The sequence below is a fragment of the Sphingobium sp. SJ10-10 genome, from assembly GCF_036038995.2.
Classification (GTDB): domain Bacteria; phylum Pseudomonadota; class Alphaproteobacteria; order Sphingomonadales; family Sphingomonadaceae; genus Sphingobium.
This window is the reverse complement of record NZ_CP158132.1, coordinates 1,735,378-1,752,048: the sequence shown is the minus strand read 5'-3', so window position 1 is coordinate 1,752,048 and position 16,671 is coordinate 1,735,378. Positions and strand designations below refer to the sequence as shown.

Genomic DNA, 16,671 nt, shown 5'->3' with positions numbered 1-16,671 from the left:
CTTGCAGTAACCATATGGGGCGCATGTTCTGCTTACGACTTGAAGTCGGAGGGCAAGAGCATGGGCACCAGTGCAAGACCAGCGGATGGGGCGATCACCCTGGCGGAATTGCGTGAATTCGCCAGTTTCCCGGCCGCTACGCAGCGTTATATCCGAAGATCGCTGGATATCGGCCTCCACCGGCGCGACGCCATGAAGCTGTGGTCGCGGGACATGGTGGAGGAGGCGAGCATCCGGGCGCAGGCGCGGATCTATGGGCGGCTTGAGGAGATCAAGGCCCGCGTGCCCGATGACAGCGGCCTGGACCAGATGGAGCCGTTCATGGCGCCGCTGGTGACGATTTCGGCCTTCGATCTGGGGCAGGACCGGCTGGGCAGTTTTTCGGCCTATCGCTTCCTGTATGAGCGGCTGCTCGGGGCGGGTGCGCGGCCGTGGTTGCCGGGGGCTTTCTGCGCGGCGGCCAGCCTGCCGCATCTCCATCCGGAAAAGCGCCGGGCGTTGCTCCAGTCGATCAGCGAGGCGGCGGCCACCGCAGTGGGCTGGTCGAATCGGGAGCCGACCTTCTACCCCGAATGGGTCGAGAAGGTGGATTTGAGCAAGGCGAACTGAGCCTTTTCAAAGGGCGCGCCCGTCCGGGGGGAGGGGCGCTGTGAAGGCAGCCATGACGGTGCGGCGGGCAGGGTTCGGCGCGCCGTTGCCTTTTTCCCCTGCTTGCAAATGCTCGCGCCCCTTGACGGGGAAGGTGGGCAAGCTTCGTAAAGATGGGGCTTCTTTGACGCTGCGGATCAGCGCCGGGTTTCGAAGATCGAACTGCGGCGCGGTTGCTTCGGCGTGACGGGCGCCTCCAACTCCCGGGTCAGCATCGCCAACATCCAGGCGCGATGACGGGCGAGAAATTCGGTGAACCCGTCAGCCCTGGCGGGATCGAAGGTCGGCACCTGCCAGTCCGACGCGGCTTCCCGATAGGGCAGGACGGACTGGCCGGTTCCATCCTCCGGCAAGTCCACATGGCTGCCGAAATAGCTGTTCCGCTTGAAGCGGATGGCTTCGGCGGGGGAGAAGCCGGCCTTGATCAGATAGTCGGGGCCGCTGCGTCCTTTCTCGCTGCCATAACGGGCCGTGCCCGCCACCTTGAAGACATTGCCTGCAAAACGGACATTGCGGGCCCAGCCCTGCCATTCGGTCGCGACGATCATCTGGACGTCCATCGCCTTGCCCACATGGATGACGTTCTTTTCGATCCGAGCGTCGGACACATTGCCGGAGAGCTGGAATATGCGGGTGCCGTCATTGCGGCTGACATTGTAGCGGGCCACCGTGCCGCGATTGCCCAGATTGTCCTTGCCGTTGCGCCGTGGCGAGCAGATCAGCAGGAACCCGCCCGCATTGTCGTGGCTGTAATTGTAGAGGAAGGTCGTCCGCCGCGAATTATAGTCGGAATCGAAACCCTGGCCGTCATAGCGGGTCCGGGTATGGGCCGCCTCGTTGAGCTGGATCAGGCTGTTGTCGGTGCTCCATTGCCATATGCCCGCATTATAGCCCGGTGCGCGGCTGCCGGCATAGCGGACGATATTATGCTCGATGAGCGCGCCGTCGGTGCCGCGGGGCACGATGCCGTCCCCGCCGATATCCTCCAGATAATTGTCGCGGATGACGACATTCTTGCTGGGGAACCAGTCCAGGAACGACACCCGGTCGCTGATCCCGGCAATGCCCGAACGATCGACGCGCCAGACGATGTTGCGCTCGACCGTCAGATCCTGGAAGCGGGTGGCCACTGTCTTGCCGGTGGCGCTGAACACTATCCCGCCATTGTCCTTGCGGTCGTTGGTGCCCCGGACATCGTGGACATAATTGTCGCTGATGCGGATGCCCCGCGTCACGCCCCGGTTTTCGGCCCGCACCAGCACGCCGGTTCGCGGCGCTGGCGAGGGGGCGTCGTTGGTGACCTCCAGCCCGCTAACCGCGACATATTCCGCGTTGATCACGCCTATCGCATATTCGGAAACGCCGCCTGCATCGATACGCGGCCTGGAGCCGGAGCCTGTCGCCGCGATCGTGATGGGCGATCCGGCCTTGCCCGATCGGGTGATCGTCAAGGGTTCCTTCCACGCCGATCCCGCCGTCAGCAGGATTTGATCGCCGGGTTGAAACGGCCAGCTATTGACGCGGGCAAGGGATCGCCAGGGCTGATCGGCGGATGTTCCGCCGGAACGATCATCGCCAAGACGGGAATCGACATAATAGGTTTCGGCATGGGCCGTCGCGACGAGGCCGGATGACAGAAGCAACGCCGGAAGGATGAACGCCCGATAGGATTTGCGCACGTTACGATCTTTCGGAGCAATATGGCTTTCGGAGCGATATGATCTTGTCGTCAGCCTGATATGAAATGGCTGAACGGTCAATGAAGACGGCGTGGGGCGCTCCGCAGAGTGGCGCATCAGCGACGGCAGGATGACATGTCCTTGAATCGTCATCGAACGTCGCTTAGATAGGTTGGGTCATTCCTTCCCCTTGGAGTGACTCCTCCCTGAACCTTGGCCCCGCCGTAGAGCTTGCTCCGGCGGGGTTTCTTTGTTTTGGGAGATCAGGAGGGCTGTTCCGCGACTTGTCCGTCGCCTGTCGTCAGATGCGCCTGTAGCGGAAGTACCAGACTTCGTGGCCCAGGCGGCGGGCTTTGGCTTCGTAGCGGGTTTCGGGCCAGCCGCCGGGGCGGACCTGGAAATCCCTGGGTTCGCTGGCCAGCCATTCGAAGTCGGGATGGCCGTTCATCACCATCAGCGCCCAGCGCAGATAGATGGGGTGATCCGTGCCGAAGCGGAATTCGCCGCCGGGTTTCAGCTTTTTCGCGATCATCGCCACAGGGCCGGGGTTCATCATCCGCCGCTTGGCGTGGCGCGCCTTGGGCCAGGGATCGGGATGGAGGAGGTAGACGAAGCTGAGCGCGCCGTCGGGGATGCGGCTGAGGACCGACAGCGCGTCGCCCATGTGGAGGCGGACATTGCCCAGCGCCTTGTCGCGGACATGGCCGAGCGCGGTGACGACGCCGTTCAGAAAGGGCTCGCAGCCGATGAAGCCATGGTCGGGCAGCAGGTCGGCGCGATAGGCGAGATGTTCGCCGCCGCCGAAGCCGATCTCGAAATGCAGCGGGCGGTCATAGCCGAACAGGTTCGCGGCGGTGATTTCGCCCTCTTCAGGGACGGAGAGGGCGGGGAGCAGCGTGTCGACAAGTTCCTGTTGGGCTGCGCGCAGCTTGTGCCCGGACTGGCGGCCATAGAGGCGGTTGAGCGTGGTGGGATCGCCGGATTTATACCCGGATTCATGCCCCGTTTCATGCCCAGTTTCATGCGTCGTCATGGGCGCGCCGATAGCGGGCGGCGGCGATGGGGGCAAGCGGGGATATGGGGCGCCTCCTGCCCCCGGTGTTGAGGAGATTGGCCGGGGGCAGGAGGCTGGGAGCCGCAGCGCCGGGGCTAGCCGCGCTGGGCTGGTACTTGCGAAACGGATGCGGGGTTGAGGCGAAGCGCCTTCAGCTTATTTGCATTTGATGAAGCGGCCCTTGGCATCCTTGCACGGGCCTTTTTTGGCGACCGGCTTGGGCGGGCATTTGACGAATTTGCCCTTGGCGTCCTTGCAGGGCGCGGCGAGCGCGGGAGCGGCGCTGCCAGCCAAGAGGGCGAGGCCGAGGAGGGCGGAGGTCAGCTTCCGGGACACCGAAGTCATCGCAATTCCCTTTCAAAAGAGGGAGTTGCCGGGCCCGACAGGGGTGCGGACCCGACGACCTGCTTATGGGCGTTTTTCCCGTTCGGGCCTAATGAACTTTTCTTCATATTGCCGTCATGCGGGGCCGGTCAGCGGCAGGGCTTTCCTTCATAGGCGCGGCGATGGAAGGCGTAGTTTCGGCCGTTCCAGCGCAGGACGGGGAAGCAGAAACCGGGGCCGCCGACCGAAAGATCGGGCCAGCCGCCCGCGCCCTTGCCGGCCAGAAATTCGGGGATGCCGGTTTCATGCGCCATCAGTTTCCAACTGCCGTCGGCCTGCTGGCTGAGCAGCCAGAAGGCCTGGCCGGTATTGCCGTAGCAATAGCCGCTGGATTCGGAGACGACGGCTTCCGGGCGGCCGTCGCCGTTCAGGTCGCGGCGTTCGTCTATCGTGGCGGGCAAAGGCGGCTGGCCGGATTCATCGCAGCCGCTGATCCAGCCGCGACCGTTGTTCTTGAGGCCTGCGGCGCGAAAGATCGCCGCATCGGCGGCCGTCCTGGCGGGAGCGGCCAGGGTTGGGGATGGGACGGAAGCGGCGAGCGCCGCTGACATGGCCAGAGTGGCGATGGTCGTGCGGTGCTTCCGTCCCATGATTTCCCCCATTCTATGTCAGGCGATGGCGGCCTTCAGCTTTTCCACCAGGTCCGTGCGTTCCCAGGGGAAGAAGTCGCCTTCGGCCTTCCGCCCGAAATGGCCATAGGCGGCCGAGGGCTGGTAGATCGGCTTGTTGAGGCCGAGATGCGTGCGGATGCCGCGCGGGGTGAGGCCGCCCAGTTCCTTGATGCTCTTGATCGCGTCCTCGATCTTGTCGTCGTCCACCGTGCCGGTGCCGTGGGTGTCGACATAGAGCGAAAGCGGCTCCGACACGCCGATGGCGTAGGCGAGCTGGATCGTGCAACGCTTGGCGAGGCCGGCGGCGACGATGTTCTTTGCCAGATAACGGGTGATGTAGGCCGCCGAGCGGTCCACCTTGGTCGGATCCTTGCCGCTGAACGCGCCGCCGCCATGGGGCGAGGCGCCGCCATAGGTGTCGACGATGATCTTGCGGCCGGTGAGGCCTGCGTCGCCGTCCGGCCCGCCGATTTCGAAGCTGCCGGTCGGGTTGATGTGATAGACGGTCTCGTCAGAGAGCAGCTCGCCGGGGAGCACTTCCGCGATAACGCCCTTCACATAATTTTTGAGTTCGGCTTCCTTCGCGCCCTCGTCATAGCCCGGCGCGTGCTGGGTCGAGACGACGATGGCGGTGGCGGCTGCGGGCTTGCCGTTTTCGAAGCGCAGGGTCACCTGGCTCTTGGCGTCCGGCTCCAGGAAGGGGGCGCGGCCGGAGTGGCGGTCGGCGGCCATCTTGGCCAGGATCTTGTGGCTGTAGTCCAGCGTGGCGGGCATGAGGTCCGGCGTTTCGTCGCAGGCGAAGCCGAACATGATGCCCTGGTCGCCGGCGCCTTCATCCTTGTTGCCCGCGGCGTCGACGCCCTGCGCGATGTGCGCGGACTGGCCGTGGAGGTTGTTTTCGAAGCGGAAGGTTTCCCAGTGGAAGCCGTCCTGCTCATAGCCGATGCGCTTGACAGTCTCACGGACGGTGCGCTCGATCTCTTCCTGTGCGCCGGGCGCCCAGGCGTCGTTTTCATAGACGCCCTTGCAGCGGATTTCGCCCGCCAGCACCACGAGCTGGGTCGTGGTCAGCGTTTCGCAGGCGATGCGGGCTTCGGGGTCCTTCGACAGGAACAGGTCGACGATGGCGTCGGAAATCTGGTCTGCGACCTTGTCGGGATGGCCTTCGGAAACCGATTCCGAGGTGAAGAGATAGTTGTTGCGCATGGGACTCCCGTTAGCACGCTGTGCGGACAAGCGACATAAAGAAAAGTTTATGTGGCTATTAGCGGGTCGTTCTGCGGGTGGCAATGGCCAGTGCGACGAGCGCGATCATGAAGCCGAACGGCGCCCAATTACCGAGGCGCGAGAACAGCGTCGGCGAAAGGGCGGTGGGGAGCGCGGTGTCGAGGAAACCGGCGCGGTGGTGGCCGATACTGCTCCATATATGGCCGCGGGCATCGACCACGGCGGAGATTCCGGTGGGGGTGGAGCGGATGATGGGGATGCCCTCCTCAATTGCGCGGAGGCGGGCCTGGGCGAGATGCTGGACCGGACCCCAACTGCCGAACCAGGCGTCGTTGGAGGGGTTGAAGAGGAAGTTTGGCCGGTTGGCTTTATCTACCACCTGGCCGGAGAAGATGATCTCGTAGCAGATCTGGACGCCCATTTTGAGTTGGGGTCGGCCCAGGGTGGCGGGCAGGGTCAGGCTTTGCGGGCCGGGGCCGGGCCAGAAATCGACATCGCCGGGGACGAGGCGGGAAAGGCCGAGCGGCTGGAGAATCTGGCGCATCGGCAGATATTCGCCATAGGGGACCAGGTGCGACTTGTCGTAGCGGCCGAGCAGGCGGGCCTGCGGGTCGACGATGAACAGGCTGTTGTTCGCGCCCGCCAGGGCGTTTTCCGTGACGCCTTCTTTCTCGATCTGTTTGAAATAGACCTTGGTGGCGCCGGTCATGAGGAGGTCGCCGGGGCCGAGCAGTCCAGCCAGGCGGGCGCGCCATTCCGGTTCCAGGTCGAGATAGGCAGGGATGGCGGCTTCGGGCCAGAAGATCAGGCGCGGGGCGGGGCGGGGGGTGCCTGAAAGGGTTGCCAGGGTGCGGAAATGCGCCTGTTCGAGTTCGGGGGAATATTTTTCGTCCTGGCCGATATTGGGCTGGACCACGCGGATGCGCGGCGCGCCTGTCGGGGTGGATGGCGCGGGGGAGAGATGGCCCCACAGGGCCATGGCAATGAGGGGGATGGTTATGGCGGCGGCGGGCTTGATCTGGCGGCGGAGGATCAGAAGGAGCGCGCCGGATGCGAGGATGGCGAGGGCGCCCAGGCCGTAGGTGCCGATGAGGGTGGAGGCGATGGCCATGCCGGTGGGGAGGAGGGTGACGCCCAGCGGGTTCCACGCAAAGCCGGTGAAGGCGGTGGCGCGGAGATATTCCGAGGCTAGCCAAGTGGCGGCGAAGATGAGGGTGAAAGGAAGTGTAGCATGCTCCTGCGGAGGCAGGAGTCCAGTTCTGACGGCGGGACTGGGTTCCTGCCTTCGCAGGAACATGTGGTTTCTTAGCCACCAGGCGGCGAGAGTGGCCAGGCCGGGATAGGCTGCGAGGTAGAGCGACAGGAGGATGACCGCGCCGTAGCCGAACCAGTGGGGCATCGCGTCCTGGAAGGTGAAGGCGTGGGCGATCCAGTTGAGGCCGAGGGTGAAATGACCGACGCCGAACAGCCAGCCGCGCAGGAAAGCGCTGCGGCGGTCGGGCGCGCGCTCGATCAGGACGATGAGGAGCGCGAAGCAGGCCAGGGTGACGGGCCAGAGTTTGAGCGGTTCGAAGCCGGTCGCCGCCACGAATCCGGCGAGCAGGGCGGTGAGCTTCGGGAAGCGGGCCGGAATGTCCTTCATGCCGGTGCGGCTCAGCGCAGGCTTGCCATGGTGGCGTGGCTGCACTTGTCGCTCTTGTCCCCGCCGCCCGACAGCGCCGAGGCCGCGATGAAGCCGCCTATCACCAGGACCAGGAAACCGGCCGACAGCAGGCCGAGATATTTTTCGATGAACGCCTTAATCGGGCGGCCGAATTTCCAGAACAGAAAGCCCACCAGCATGAACTGGAAGGCGCGGCTGAGGATGCTGGCCCAGAGGAAGGTGAAGAGAGACAGGCCGATAAAGCCCGCCGTAATGGTGATGAGCTTGAAGGGGATGGGCGTCGCGCCCTTGATCAATATGATCTCCGCTCCATAGTCGCGCAGATAGCAGGCCGCGACCGGGAATTTGGCGGCGAGGCCAAGGGCGTGCAAAATCTGCTGGCCGACGGCTTCATAGACGAAATGGCCGATGGCATAGCCCAGCAGGCCACCCATCACCGAAGCGATGGTGCAGATCAGGCCGAAGCGGATCGCGCGTTCCGGGCGGGCGAGGCACATCAGGCCCAGCAGCGGATGCGGCGGAATCGGGAAGAAACTCGATTCCAGAAAACTGATGATAAAGAGCCAGCGTTCGGCGTGGGCGTGGGCGGCTTTCGCCAGCGTCCATTGGTAAAGCTTGGTCAGCATCGGGTTGAGGCCGTAGCCGAACTGCTTTCAGGCCGCCAGTGCTTTTGCCAGGACGATCATCTGTTGAGGCGGGTCGAGCGGGACGGGGTAGGGGCGGTGCTCTCCGGTAGGATGATAGCCACGGCGTTGATAATATTGGATAAGTTTGTCGTGGGTGGAGATGACGGTCATTTCCATCTGCCGGGCGCCGAAGGCGGTTGCGGCGAGCTGTTCGGCGGCGGCGATGAGGCGGTGGCCGAGGCCGCCCGACTGGAGGCCGGGATCGACGCACAGCAGGCCGAGATAGGCCCGGCCATCGCCCCGGTCGGAGATCTGGACGCAGCCGATGGGCGCGCCGTCCGTTCCCAGCGCGACCAGCAGCCGTTCGGCGGGGCTGGCGAGAATCGCTTCGAGCGCAGCGATGCTGGTGCGGGGGCTGGCGGGCGGGGCGGATTCGATCGCCCAGCTTTGGCGGGCGGCGTCGCCGCGATAGGCGCGCTCGATGATGGGGTGAAGCCGGGGGAGGTCCGATGAGGAGGCGGGGCGGATATCCATGGCCGGGCTGTAACGCGGCTGTGATGGAAGCGACAGAGGCTTGATCGGCACGGTGCCGCCGCGTTAGGCTTCCGGCATAGGAGACGAATATGCTTGGTATGGGAGACGGCGGTTGCCCCTTTGAATTCAATACCGACCCGGTGACGTTCAAGGTTGGGGATTCGGTCAGTTACCGGGTGACAGGCAGTCTGGAAGGCATGCCCTTTGCCGGTGTGCTGCTGGAGGTACATGAGGATCATGTCGTGCTGACCTCCGACCCCGACGACAAGGCCAGCCGGATGCGGGCGACCCGGGAAAGCCGTCCGGTCGTCCGCGAAGAGGATGTCTGTTGACGCGACGGCGTTGACGGGATGGCGGCGTCTGGGCATGACCGCTTATGAGTCCTGCCCGGCGCATTTGAGTGAATTTGACCTTTTCATCCCCTTCGAAATGGCGCGAGCGTGGCGGCGGATTGCTGTTCGCTCTGCTTTTCAACGGCCTGTTGCTGCTGGCGCTGCTGACGCTGGCGCCCGAGCCGGTGATTCGGTTGCCGGATTTCCGCAACCCCGTGACCTTCGAGATGGCGCCGGCGCCCAAGGCGGAAAAGGCGCAGAGCAAGGCTGAAAAGAGCGAGAAGAAGCGGCAGGAGAAATCGGCGCAGCGGCAGGTGCAGCCGGTGGCCAAGCCCGACCGGCCGGTAGTGAAGCCGACCGAGCAGCAGCCTTCGCCGCTGCCCTTTCTGGTGATGGACACCCAGCAGATGGCGTCGGCGGATATCGGGAAGATCGCGAAGAAGGGCGCGGCCGACGGCGCTTCGGGGCCGGGCAATAGCGCGGCGGTGGCCGGGCCGGGCGAGGGGCCGGGCGGGGTGCAATTGTTCGAGGCGGAATGGTATCGGCGGCCGAGCCCTGCGGAACTGGCCGGCTATCTGCCCCCCAGTGCGCCGGGCAATGGCTGGGGTCTGGTGGCCTGCAAGACGGTCGATCATTATCATGTAGAAAATTGCCAGACGCTGGGCGAATCGCCCATGGGGTCCGGCTTTGCGAAGGCTGTGCGGCTGGCGGCCTGGCAATTTCTGGTGCTGCCGCCGCGGGTCAACGGCAAGGTGATGGTGGGAAGCTGGGTGCGGATCAGGATCGATTATACGCGAACCGTTGCCGGAGCGGATGAATCGGGGCGGTGAATTCCGCCCCATGGGGTGAATCGGGTTGCATGTCGAACATGGAGGGTGATGATGGGCTTTTTTTAGGAGCCTTTGTCATGATCCTCTATGGAGCGCGGCCTTCGCCATTCGTGCGCAAGGTCATCGTCTTTGCCGCCGAAAAGGGCATTGATCTGGAGGTGAAGCCGGGCGGTTTCGGGCAGGGCGGCGAGGCGTTCGCCCAGACATCGCCCTTCGGCAAGATACCGGGCTTTCAGGATGGGGATTTCCTGATCAGCGACAGTACGGCGATCATAACCTATCTGGATACGCTGCATCCTGAGCCCAATCTGATCCCGGTCGAAGCGAAGGCGCGGGCGCGGACCATTTGGTATGAGGAGTTTGGCGACACCATCGTGCAGGCGACGGGAATGCAGATCTTCTTTAACAGGATGGTCGCGCCGTTCATGGGCATGGCGCAGGATCTTGCCGCCGCCGAGAAGGCCGAGGCGGATAGCCTGCCGAAGCTTTACGATTATCTGGAGAGCATTCTGCCGGACAGCGGATTCCTGGTCGAGGATCGCTTTACGCTGGCGGATATCGCGGTGGCCTGCCCGATCATCAATGTCTGCTATTGCAGTTCCGTGCTGGCGGAGGGGCGTTGGCCGCGCCTTCGCGGCTGGTTGCAGCAGATGCGGGAGCGGCCGAGCTTCGCTGCGGCGCTGGCGGTGGAAGCTAAGGCGATCGAACGGATGGCTGCGGCATGATTTAACCTATATGGAACATTTTTCTTGACATCGTCACGCTGTTCTGGCAGTTATATGGACACTGGAAAAATGTGAGTCGCCAACGAGGCGGGGTAAGGGCTGGTCCTGTTGGGCCGGCCCTTTCCTTTTGGGCGCGGGGGATGGGCATGGTGGATGAGGTGAAGGAGAAGGGCGGGAGGCAGCGCTTCGGCGGGCGGGCGAAGGCGCCGGACAGGGTGCTGGTTCTGGAGAATAATCAGCAGGGCGCCCAGGACACGGGGCCGCAGTTGAGGGCGATGCGCAAGGATGGCTTTACGCCGGAGTTGCGGCAGAAATTCCTGGAAACGCTGGCCTTGACCTGCAACGTCAGTGAGGCGGCGCGGGTCGTGGGGCGGAATTTGGCGACCGTCTATTATCTGAAGCGGCGCGATCCGGGCTTTGCGCGGGCCTGGAAGCAGGCGCTGAGCATCGGGCATGAGGAGTTGAAGGCGCTGATGCTGCGGCAGGCGCTGTTCGGCACGGAGGATGAGGAGATCGTGCTGGACGGCGAGGGCGCGGTCAAAAGCCGGAAGATCAAGCGGGGGCATCCGCATATGATCCAGGCGATCCTGTTCAGGGCGCATGAAAAAGAGGTGGCGGAGACGCAGCGGTTGGAGAGTGTCGAGCGGCCCGATGGCGAGGATGCCGTGGCCCGGTTGCGGGCGGCGCTGGAGTTGGTGCGGGAGAGGAGTGGGAATTAGGGTGGTTTGGGGGGAAGGCGGACTTTCAGTTTCCGTTCGCCCTGAGCTTGTCGAAGGGGCTTGCTGAGCGAAGGCGAAGCATGGGAGCCTCGCTCCGCTCGGCTGAAGGCTTCGACTTCGCTCAGCCCGAACGGATATCACGCGTCAGCAATTGGCCATTTTACTCATCCGCTCAAGGCGCGTAGCGGAGGTGGATCAACGGGTAGGGGCGGCCTTGGCCGTCTTGCTCGGAGCGGCCGGTGCGGGCGAAGCTCAGGGCTTCGTAGAAGGCTATGGCGCCGTCATTCTGTTCGTTGACGTCGGTGGTGAGCGTGGAGTGGAGCGACAGGGCGTGGTCGACCAGGCGGCGGCCTATTCCCTGGCCGTGCCAGACGGGGTCGATGAACAGCGCCTCCATATGCGCGCCGTCGATCAGCATGAAGCCGATGGCCAGGTCGTCCGTATCGGTGGCGAGCCAGGCGGGGGCCAGGGGGAGGAAGGCGGCGACCTCGGCCTCTATGGCGGAGCGGTCGTCCGGCGTCAGGAAATCATGGGTCGCGTCGACGGCCTTGCGCCAGATGTCGAGCAGGCGGGCGCCGTCGGCGGCGCGGGCGGGGCGGATCGAGCTCATGGCGGGCATATAGGGGCGCTGGGCGGGTCGGCCAAATTTCGGGCTGGGAAAATCGATGAATGGAGGCGGCGCATGGGGCAACTGTCGGATTTCGAGCGGTTGGCGCTGATGCCGGAGGCGGCGCGGGAGCGGGTGCTGGCCGGGCTGAGCGGCGCGGCGGCGGATGCGCTGGCGTATGACTGGTGCTGGCTGGCGCGGCCCGAGCAACTGGCGCCGGAGGGGGACTGGCGCATCTGGCTGATGATGGCGGGACGCGGCTTTGGCAAGACGCGCGCGGGGGCGGAGTGGGTGCGATCGGTCGCGGAGAGCGATCCTGCGGCGCGGATCGCGCTGGTGGGGGCGACGCTGGGCGAGGCGCGGGCGGTGATGGTGGAGGGCGCCTCGGGCGTTCTGGCCGTTGCGCCCTGGTGGAACCGGCCGGCTTTTTCACCGGCCTTGCGCAAGCTGGTCTGGCCCAATGGCGCGGTGGCGACCCTGTTCGGGGCGGCGGAGGCGGAGGGTCTGCGCGGGCCGCAGTTCAGCCATGGCTGGGCCGATGAGATCGCCAAATGGGCGGGCGGAGAGGCGGCCTGGGACAATCTGATGATGGGGATGCGATTGGGCGTTGCGCCGCGTGTGCTGGCGACGACGACGCCCCGGCCTGTCGCTCTGGTGCGGGGATTGGTGGTGCGGGACGGCGGTGACGTCGTGGTGACGCGGGGGCGGACGGCGGACAATGTTGCGCATTTGGCCGACGGCTTCATCGCGGCGATGGAGCGGAGCTATGGCGGTACGCGGCTGGGGCGGCAGGAGCTGGAGGGTGAGCTGATCGAAGAGGTCGAGGGCGCGCTATGGAGCCGCGATCTGCTGGAGCGGTGCCGGGTGGTGCATGTGCGGGGCGCGCTGGTGCGGGTGGTGGTGGCGGTCGATCCGCCGGCCTCCGCGCATGGGGATGCCTGCGGGATCGTGGTTGCAGGGATCGGGGATGATGGCCGGGCTTATGTGATTGCCGATGCGACCGTGGAGGGCGCGACGCCGGAGGGCTGGGCGCGGGCAGTCGCGGCGGCGGCGCTGGTGCATGGCGCGGACCGGGTGGTGGCCGAGGCTAATAATGGCGGCGCGATGGTCGAGAGCGTACTGCGCGCTGCGGAGGCCGGGCTGCCGGTGCGGCTGGTGCATGCGAGCCGGGGCAAGGTGGCGCGGGCGGAGCCGGTGGCGGCTTTGTATGAGGCCGGACGGGTCGTGCATCGCGGCGGCTTTGCGCAGTTGGAGGACCAGATGTGCGGGATGATGCTGGGGGGCGGCTATGTCGGACCGGGGCGGTCGCCGGATCGGGCGGATGCGCTGGTCTGGGCGCTGACGGAGTTGATGCTCGGGCGGCGGGGGGATGCGCGGGTGCGGGCCGTGTGAACGCTATATTCGAACGCTTGCGTAACGAGGAAACAAATCGGGGGCGCGATGCGTTGTCGCGGCGATGAAATGGCAGGAGAATTTTCGATGAGGATCGCGAAACTGGCGGCTGGTCTGGCGGCGCTGACCCTGATGGTCGAGCCTGCGATCGCGGTGACGCTGTCGAGCAAGGACAGGGCGCGGGTGGCGCGGGCGGCGCCGGGTGATCGCGATGATGTGCGCTACTGCCTGCTCAAGCGGAAGAAGGATGCGCGCAAGGGCACGGTGATCGGTGCGGCGGGCGGTGCTGGCGCGGGCGTGATCGCCGGAGGGAGCGTCGGGGAGACGTTGCTGGCTGGGGCCGCGGGCGCGGTTGCGGGCAATCTGATCGGAAAGGGGCAGGCGGGTGGCGATGCCTGCGATCGGGTTTTGAAGCGTAATCCTTAAAAAAGGGCGAGGAGCCCTCTTTCCAGTTTCGCCAGGTGGCTGAAGGCCGCCAAGTTTCACCATCCTCCTCCCTTGCGGGGGGAGGATTTTTTGTGGGTGGGTCTATGAAATTTTTCGGGACGAAGGCGGCGCGGACAAGTGCGCGGCCGGTGTTGGCGCGGGCCTGGGGTTCGGGCGGAGTGGCGCTGGGGGAATGGCCGGCAAGCTATGAGGCGCAGTTGCGCGCGGGGGTCATCGGCAATCCGGTGGCGCAGCGGGCGATGCGGCTGATCGCGGAAGGAGCGGGCGGCACCGCTCTGGCTGTCGAGGGCGTTGCGGCGGATGTGGAGGCGCGGGTTCGGGCTTTGCTGATGCGCTGTTCCGGGGGGCAATCGCTGGTGGAGACGCTGGCGAGCCATTTGCTGCTGCATGGCAATGCCTATGTCCAGTTGATCGTCGGCGCGGACGGGTTGCCGGTGGAGCTTTATGCGTTGCGGCCTGAGCGGGTCAGCGTGGAGGCGGATGCGCGGGGGTGGCCGGCGGCCTATCTTTATCGCGTCGGGGAAAGCGTGACGCGGCTGTCCCCGGAAGATGGCGCGGGGCGGACCGGCATCATTCATCTGAAGGCGCTGCATCCGCTGGACGACCATTATGGGCTGGGCTGTGTCGGGGCGGCTGCCGGGGCGGTGGCGATCCACAATGCGGCGACGGTGTGGAACAAGGCCCTGCTGGACAATGCGGCGCGGCCTTCGGGGGCGATGGTCTATGATCCGGGGGACGGGTCGGTGATGGCGCCGGAGCAGTTCGAGCGGGTGAAGCGGGAGATGGAGGTCGCCTTTTCGGGTGCGGCCAATGCCGGGCGGCCGATGCTGCTGGAGGGCGGGCTGGACTGGAAGGCGATGAGCCTGACGCCGGCCGAGATGGATTTCGTTGGGCTAAAGGCGGCGGCGGCGCGCGAAATTGCGCTCGCCTTCGGGGTGCCGCCAATGCTGATGGGGCTGCCGGGGGATAATGCTTACGCCAATTATCGGGAGGCCAATCGGGCGCTGTGGCGGCAGACGATCCTGCCATTGGTGGCGAAGATCTGCGGTGGGCTGGCGCAGGGATTGGACGGCTGGTGGCCGGGACTGTGCCTGAGGGCGAATCTGGATGCGGTGCCCGCGCTGTCGGAGGAGCGTTCCGCTTTGTGGGACCGGGTGACGGCGGCGGATTTCCTGAGCGCTGAAGAGAAGCGGGCGATGCTGGGCATCGGGTGAGGCGGCAGTCGCGGAGGTGGGCGATGAAATATGACGGGGAGATGCTGGCGCGGCTGGTGGCGCAGGCCGAGGCGCAGCCGGTGGGCATGGATATGCTGATGATCCGGGCGCTGATCGAGGAGGCGAGCGAGCTGGGCGCGGGGCGGGCGCTGGAGCGGTTGGGGCTGGCCGATGGCGGGGCGCCGGACGATGTGCGGGAATTGCGCGAACTGCTGGGAGCCTGGCGGGACGCGAAGAAGGCGGCGCGGGGTGCTGTTTTTGCGTGGGTCGTGCGCGTCGTGATGGCGCTGCTGCTGCTGGGGATGGCGGTGAAGCTGGGCTTGCTGGGGCTGGTGCATGAATGATGTGCGGTTTGCCGGATATGCGGCGGTGTTCGATCGGGTGGATCGCGGCGGGGATGTGGTGCGGGCGGGGGCATTTGCCGGGGTTGCGGCGGGGGTGCCCTTGCTGTGGCAGCATCGGCCGGGAGAGGTGATCGGGACGGTCGAGAAGGTCGAGGAGGATGCACGGGGCTTGCGCGTGATCGGGCGGGTTTCGGGGCGGACGGCGGCCGGGCGGGAGGCTGGCCGCGCGCTTCGGGAGAAAGCGGTGGACGGCTTGTCCTTTGGTTATCGGGTGCGGGAGGCTCGGGGTTGCGCGCCGCGTGAATTGTTGGAGCTGGAGGTGGTGGAGGTGAGTGTCGTCACCCATCCGATGCAGGATCTGGCTCGGGTGATTGCGGTGGAGGGGGCGGAGAAATCCCCCTCTTCCAACTTCGCCTAACCGGCGCAGCCGGTAAGGCTTCGTATCCTTCTCCCCCTGGGGAGAAGGGATGGATGGGCGGTCCGGTTTGGGCCGCCCTTTTTCGTGGGAGTGGCTATGACGGATCAGTTGGAAGCGAGCTTTGATGCGGTGGTGCAGGGTGAGCGTATCGCGGGCCTTGAGAATGAGGTGGCGGCGCTGAAGGGGGCTTTGCTTGTCCAGCAGAGGCCGGCGCTGGATGGGGTGAAGGGTGGGGCGGTCGATCCGCGTCGTGCCGCCTTTGTCGATCGCTATGTGCGGCAGGGGCTTGAGGCGGGCGTCGAACTCAAGAGCTTTTCCGGGGCTTCCGGTGCCGCGGGCGGCTATGCGGTGCCGCGGGAGATCGACCAGATCATCGATGCAACGTTGAAGGGCATTTCGCCCATTCGTTCGATCGCCAATGTCGTGCGGACGGGGACGGCGGGCTATCGCAAGCTGGTGACTTCGGGCGGCATCGTGTCCGGCTGGGCCAGCGAGACGGGCGCGCGGACGGAGACGGCGACGCCCAGCTTCAATGAGATCGTGCCGCCTTCGGGGGAGCTTTACGCCAATCCGGCGGCGTCTCAGGCGATGCTGGACGATGCGCAGTTCGATGTCGAAGGCTGGCTGGCGGGCGAGATCGCCCGCGAGTTCGCGGCGGCGGAGGGCGCGGCCTTCGTCAATGGCAATGGGACGAACAAGCCCAAGGGGTTCCTGACCTATACGACCACCAATGAGGCGGACAGCGTGCGGGCCTTCGGGTCGCTGCAATATGTGGCTTCGGGGGCTTCGGGCGCTTTTACGGCCTCGGGTCAGGACAAGCTGATCGATCTGGTGCAGAGCCTGCGGGCGCCCTATCGTCAGGGAGCCTGTTTCGTGATGAATTCGGCTACGCTGGCGGTCATTCGCAAGATGAAGACCAGCGATGGAGCCTTTATCTGGCAGCCTTCATTGGCGGCGGGGCAGCCGGCGAGCTTGCTGGGTTATCCGGTGATCGAGGCGGAGGATATGCCGGATATCGCGGCGGGTTCGCTGTCGATCGCCTTTGGCAATTTCCAGACGGGCTATGTGATTTCGGAGCGGAGCGAGACGAGCATTTTGCGCGATCCGTTCAGCAATAAGCCGTTTGTCCACTTCTATGCGGTGAAGCGGATTGGCGGGGCCGTGGCGAATTCGGAGGCGATTAAGCTGATGAAGTTTGCGGCTTCCTAAAGGGTCGC

General features: G+C 65.3%; 20 protein-coding genes. 11 read left to right on the top strand and 9 right to left on the bottom strand.

From position 1 onward, the window contains the following. The first annotated feature begins 60 nt into the window (after positions 1 to 60). Positions 61 to 609, top strand: a complete 549-nt coding sequence (locus VVT58_RS08415; RefSeq protein WP_066561476.1) for a hypothetical protein — start codon at positions 61 to 63, stop codon at positions 607 to 609. Between the two features lie 176 nt (positions 610 to 785). Here the strand turns inward: VVT58_RS08415 and VVT58_RS08410 are convergent, their stop codons facing one another. From VVT58_RS08410 to VVT58_RS08375, 8 genes are all read right to left on the bottom strand, one after another. Then, on the bottom strand, positions 786 to 2,327 hold the full coding sequence (locus VVT58_RS08410; protein WP_327753405.1) for a right-handed parallel beta-helix repeat-containing protein: 1,542 nt from the start codon (positions 2,325 to 2,327) through the stop codon (positions 786 to 788). A 301-nt stretch (positions 2,328 to 2,628) separates the two neighbouring features. After that, positions 2,629 to 3,360: a tRNA (guanosine(46)-N(7))-methyltransferase TrmB gene (locus VVT58_RS08405; protein ID WP_066555576.1), complete on the bottom strand. Its 732-nt coding sequence runs from the start codon at positions 3,358 to 3,360 to the stop codon at positions 2,629 to 2,631. A 177-nt stretch (positions 3,361 to 3,537) separates the two neighbouring features. Further along, the gene (locus VVT58_RS08400; RefSeq protein WP_176596126.1) at positions 3,538 to 3,726 is read right to left on the bottom strand and encodes a hypothetical protein; all 189 of its coding nucleotides are present in this window, start codon (positions 3,724 to 3,726) and stop codon (positions 3,538 to 3,540) included. Positions 3,727 to 3,854: 128 nt separating this feature from the next. Next, positions 3,855 to 4,355, bottom strand: a complete 501-nt coding sequence (locus VVT58_RS08395; protein ID WP_327753406.1) for a hypothetical protein — start codon at positions 4,353 to 4,355, stop codon at positions 3,855 to 3,857. Between the two features lie 18 nt (positions 4,356 to 4,373). Further along, positions 4,374 to 5,582, bottom strand: a complete 1,209-nt coding sequence (gene metK / locus VVT58_RS08390) for a methionine adenosyltransferase (protein WP_066555579.1) — start codon at positions 5,580 to 5,582, stop codon at positions 4,374 to 4,376. Positions 5,583 to 5,640: 58 nt separating this feature from the next. Continuing rightward, positions 5,641 to 7,245 carry an apolipoprotein N-acyltransferase gene (gene lnt / locus VVT58_RS08385; protein ID WP_327753707.1) on the bottom strand — a complete coding sequence of 535 codons (1,605 nt, stop codon included), beginning with the start codon at positions 7,243 to 7,245 and terminating at the stop codon, positions 5,641 to 5,643. A gap of 11 nt (positions 7,246 to 7,256) precedes the next feature. Beyond that, positions 7,257 to 7,892, bottom strand: a complete 636-nt coding sequence (locus VVT58_RS08380; protein ID WP_087573155.1) for a YqaA family protein — start codon at positions 7,890 to 7,892, stop codon at positions 7,257 to 7,259. A gap of 27 nt (positions 7,893 to 7,919) precedes the next feature. Continuing rightward, positions 7,920 to 8,426 (bottom strand): GNAT family N-acetyltransferase, encoded by a 507-nt coding sequence (locus VVT58_RS08375; RefSeq protein ID WP_327753708.1) that lies wholly within the window; start codon positions 8,424 to 8,426, stop codon positions 7,920 to 7,922. Positions 8,427 to 8,515: 89 nt separating this feature from the next. Between VVT58_RS08375 and VVT58_RS08370 the strand changes: the two genes are divergently transcribed. The 4 genes from VVT58_RS08370 (at position 8,516) to VVT58_RS08355 (ending at position 11,032) form a co-directional block, all read left to right on the top strand. Further along, positions 8,516 to 8,758 carry a hypothetical protein gene (locus VVT58_RS08370; protein ID WP_327753407.1) on the top strand — a complete coding sequence of 81 codons (243 nt, stop codon included), beginning with the start codon at positions 8,516 to 8,518 and terminating at the stop codon, positions 8,756 to 8,758. Between the two features lie 68 nt (positions 8,759 to 8,826). Continuing rightward, positions 8,827 to 9,588 carry a hypothetical protein gene (locus VVT58_RS08365; RefSeq protein ID WP_327753408.1) on the top strand — a complete coding sequence of 254 codons (762 nt, stop codon included), beginning with the start codon at positions 8,827 to 8,829 and terminating at the stop codon, positions 9,586 to 9,588. Between the two features lie 77 nt (positions 9,589 to 9,665). Next, the gene (locus VVT58_RS08360; RefSeq protein WP_327753409.1) at positions 9,666 to 10,313 is read left to right on the top strand and encodes a glutathione S-transferase family protein; all 648 of its coding nucleotides are present in this window, start codon (positions 9,666 to 9,668) and stop codon (positions 10,311 to 10,313) included. 146 nt (positions 10,314 to 10,459) lie between these two features. Then, on the top strand, positions 10,460 to 11,032 hold the full coding sequence (locus VVT58_RS08355; protein ID WP_327753410.1) for a hypothetical protein: 573 nt from the start codon (positions 10,460 to 10,462) through the stop codon (positions 11,030 to 11,032). A 172-nt stretch (positions 11,033 to 11,204) separates the two neighbouring features. Here VVT58_RS08355 and VVT58_RS08350 read toward each other — a convergent pair whose 3' ends face one another. Then, a complete protein-coding gene (locus VVT58_RS08350; RefSeq protein WP_327753411.1) occupies positions 11,205 to 11,651 on the bottom strand; it encodes an acetyltransferase in 447 nt (148 codons plus the stop codon). 63 nt (positions 11,652 to 11,714) lie between these two features. Here VVT58_RS08350 and VVT58_RS08345 point away from each other — a divergent pair, with 63 nt between their 5' ends. The 6 genes from VVT58_RS08345 (at position 11,715) to VVT58_RS08320 (ending at position 16,663) form a co-directional block, all read left to right on the top strand. Further along, positions 11,715 to 13,031 carry a DNA-packaging protein gene (locus tag VVT58_RS08345; RefSeq protein ID WP_405053691.1) on the top strand — a complete coding sequence of 439 codons (1,317 nt, stop codon included), beginning with the start codon at positions 11,715 to 11,717 and terminating at the stop codon, positions 13,029 to 13,031. 87 nt (positions 13,032 to 13,118) lie between these two features. Continuing rightward, positions 13,119 to 13,457 carry a hypothetical protein gene (locus tag VVT58_RS08340; RefSeq protein ID WP_087573162.1) on the top strand — a complete coding sequence of 113 codons (339 nt, stop codon included), beginning with the start codon at positions 13,119 to 13,121 and terminating at the stop codon, positions 13,455 to 13,457. A gap of 104 nt (positions 13,458 to 13,561) precedes the next feature. After that, complete coding sequence (locus VVT58_RS08335) at positions 13,562 to 14,692, top strand: phage portal protein (RefSeq protein WP_327753412.1); 1,131 nt, start codon at positions 13,562 to 13,564, stop codon at positions 14,690 to 14,692. A gap of 23 nt (positions 14,693 to 14,715) precedes the next feature. Then, positions 14,716 to 15,036 carry a DUF6127 family protein gene (locus VVT58_RS08330; protein WP_066555604.1) on the top strand — a complete coding sequence of 107 codons (321 nt, stop codon included), beginning with the start codon at positions 14,716 to 14,718 and terminating at the stop codon, positions 15,034 to 15,036. After that, complete coding sequence (locus VVT58_RS08325; protein ID WP_087573152.1) at positions 15,029 to 15,454, top strand: HK97 family phage prohead protease; 426 nt, start codon at positions 15,029 to 15,031, stop codon at positions 15,452 to 15,454. Before VVT58_RS08330 ends, VVT58_RS08325 begins: the two co-directional genes overlap by 8 nt. A 96-nt stretch (positions 15,455 to 15,550) precedes the next feature. After that, on the top strand, positions 15,551 to 16,663 hold the full coding sequence (locus VVT58_RS08320; protein WP_327753414.1) for a phage major capsid protein: 1,113 nt from the start codon (positions 15,551 to 15,553) through the stop codon (positions 16,661 to 16,663). Positions 16,664 to 16,671: the final 8 nt, after the last annotated feature.

Bases quoted from the DNA above. Each gene is read 5' to 3' on its own strand.
- VVT58_RS08380 (WP_087573155.1), bottom strand. From the start codon at position 7,892: ATGCTGACCAAGCTTTACCAATGGACGCTGGCGAAAGCCGCCCACGCC.
- VVT58_RS08405 (WP_066555576.1), bottom strand. From the start codon at position 3,360: ATGACGACGCATGAAACTGGGCATGAAACGGGGCATGAATCCGGGTAT.
- VVT58_RS08355 (WP_327753410.1), top strand. From the start codon at position 10,460: ATGGTGGATGAGGTGAAGGAGAAGGGCGGGAGGCAGCGCTTCGGCGGG.
- lnt (WP_327753707.1), bottom strand. From the start codon at position 7,245: ATGAAGGACATTCCGGCCCGCTTCCCGAAGCTCACCGCCCTGCTCGCC.
- VVT58_RS08395 (WP_327753406.1), bottom strand. From the start codon at position 4,355: ATGGGACGGAAGCACCGCACGACCATCGCCACTCTGGCCATGTCAGCG.
- VVT58_RS08330 (WP_066555604.1), top strand. From the start codon at position 14,716: ATGAAATATGACGGGGAGATGCTGGCGCGGCTGGTGGCGCAGGCCGAG.
- VVT58_RS08320 (WP_327753414.1), top strand. From the start codon at position 15,551: ATGACGGATCAGTTGGAAGCGAGCTTTGATGCGGTGGTGCAGGGTGAG.
- VVT58_RS08370 (WP_327753407.1), top strand. From the start codon at position 8,516: ATGCTTGGTATGGGAGACGGCGGTTGCCCCTTTGAATTCAATACCGAC.
- VVT58_RS08415 (WP_066561476.1), top strand. From the start codon at position 61: ATGGGCACCAGTGCAAGACCAGCGGATGGGGCGATCACCCTGGCGGAA.
- VVT58_RS08340 (WP_087573162.1), top strand. From the start codon at position 13,119: ATGAGGATCGCGAAACTGGCGGCTGGTCTGGCGGCGCTGACCCTGATG.
- VVT58_RS08345 (WP_405053691.1), top strand. From the start codon at position 11,715: ATGGGGCAACTGTCGGATTTCGAGCGGTTGGCGCTGATGCCGGAGGCG.
- VVT58_RS08335 (WP_327753412.1), top strand. From the start codon at position 13,562: ATGAAATTTTTCGGGACGAAGGCGGCGCGGACAAGTGCGCGGCCGGTG.
- VVT58_RS08360 (WP_327753409.1), top strand. From the start codon at position 9,666: ATGATCCTCTATGGAGCGCGGCCTTCGCCATTCGTGCGCAAGGTCATC.
- VVT58_RS08400 (WP_176596126.1), bottom strand. From the start codon at position 3,726: ATGACTTCGGTGTCCCGGAAGCTGACCTCCGCCCTCCTCGGCCTCGCC.
- VVT58_RS08325 (WP_087573152.1), top strand. From the start codon at position 15,029: ATGAATGATGTGCGGTTTGCCGGATATGCGGCGGTGTTCGATCGGGTG.
- metK (WP_066555579.1), bottom strand. From the start codon at position 5,582: ATGCGCAACAACTATCTCTTCACCTCGGAATCGGTTTCCGAAGGCCAT.
- VVT58_RS08350 (WP_327753411.1), bottom strand. From the start codon at position 11,651: ATGCCCGCCATGAGCTCGATCCGCCCCGCCCGCGCCGCCGACGGCGCC.
- VVT58_RS08375 (WP_327753708.1), bottom strand. From the start codon at position 8,426: ATGGATATCCGCCCCGCCTCCTCATCGGACCTCCCCCGGCTTCACCCC.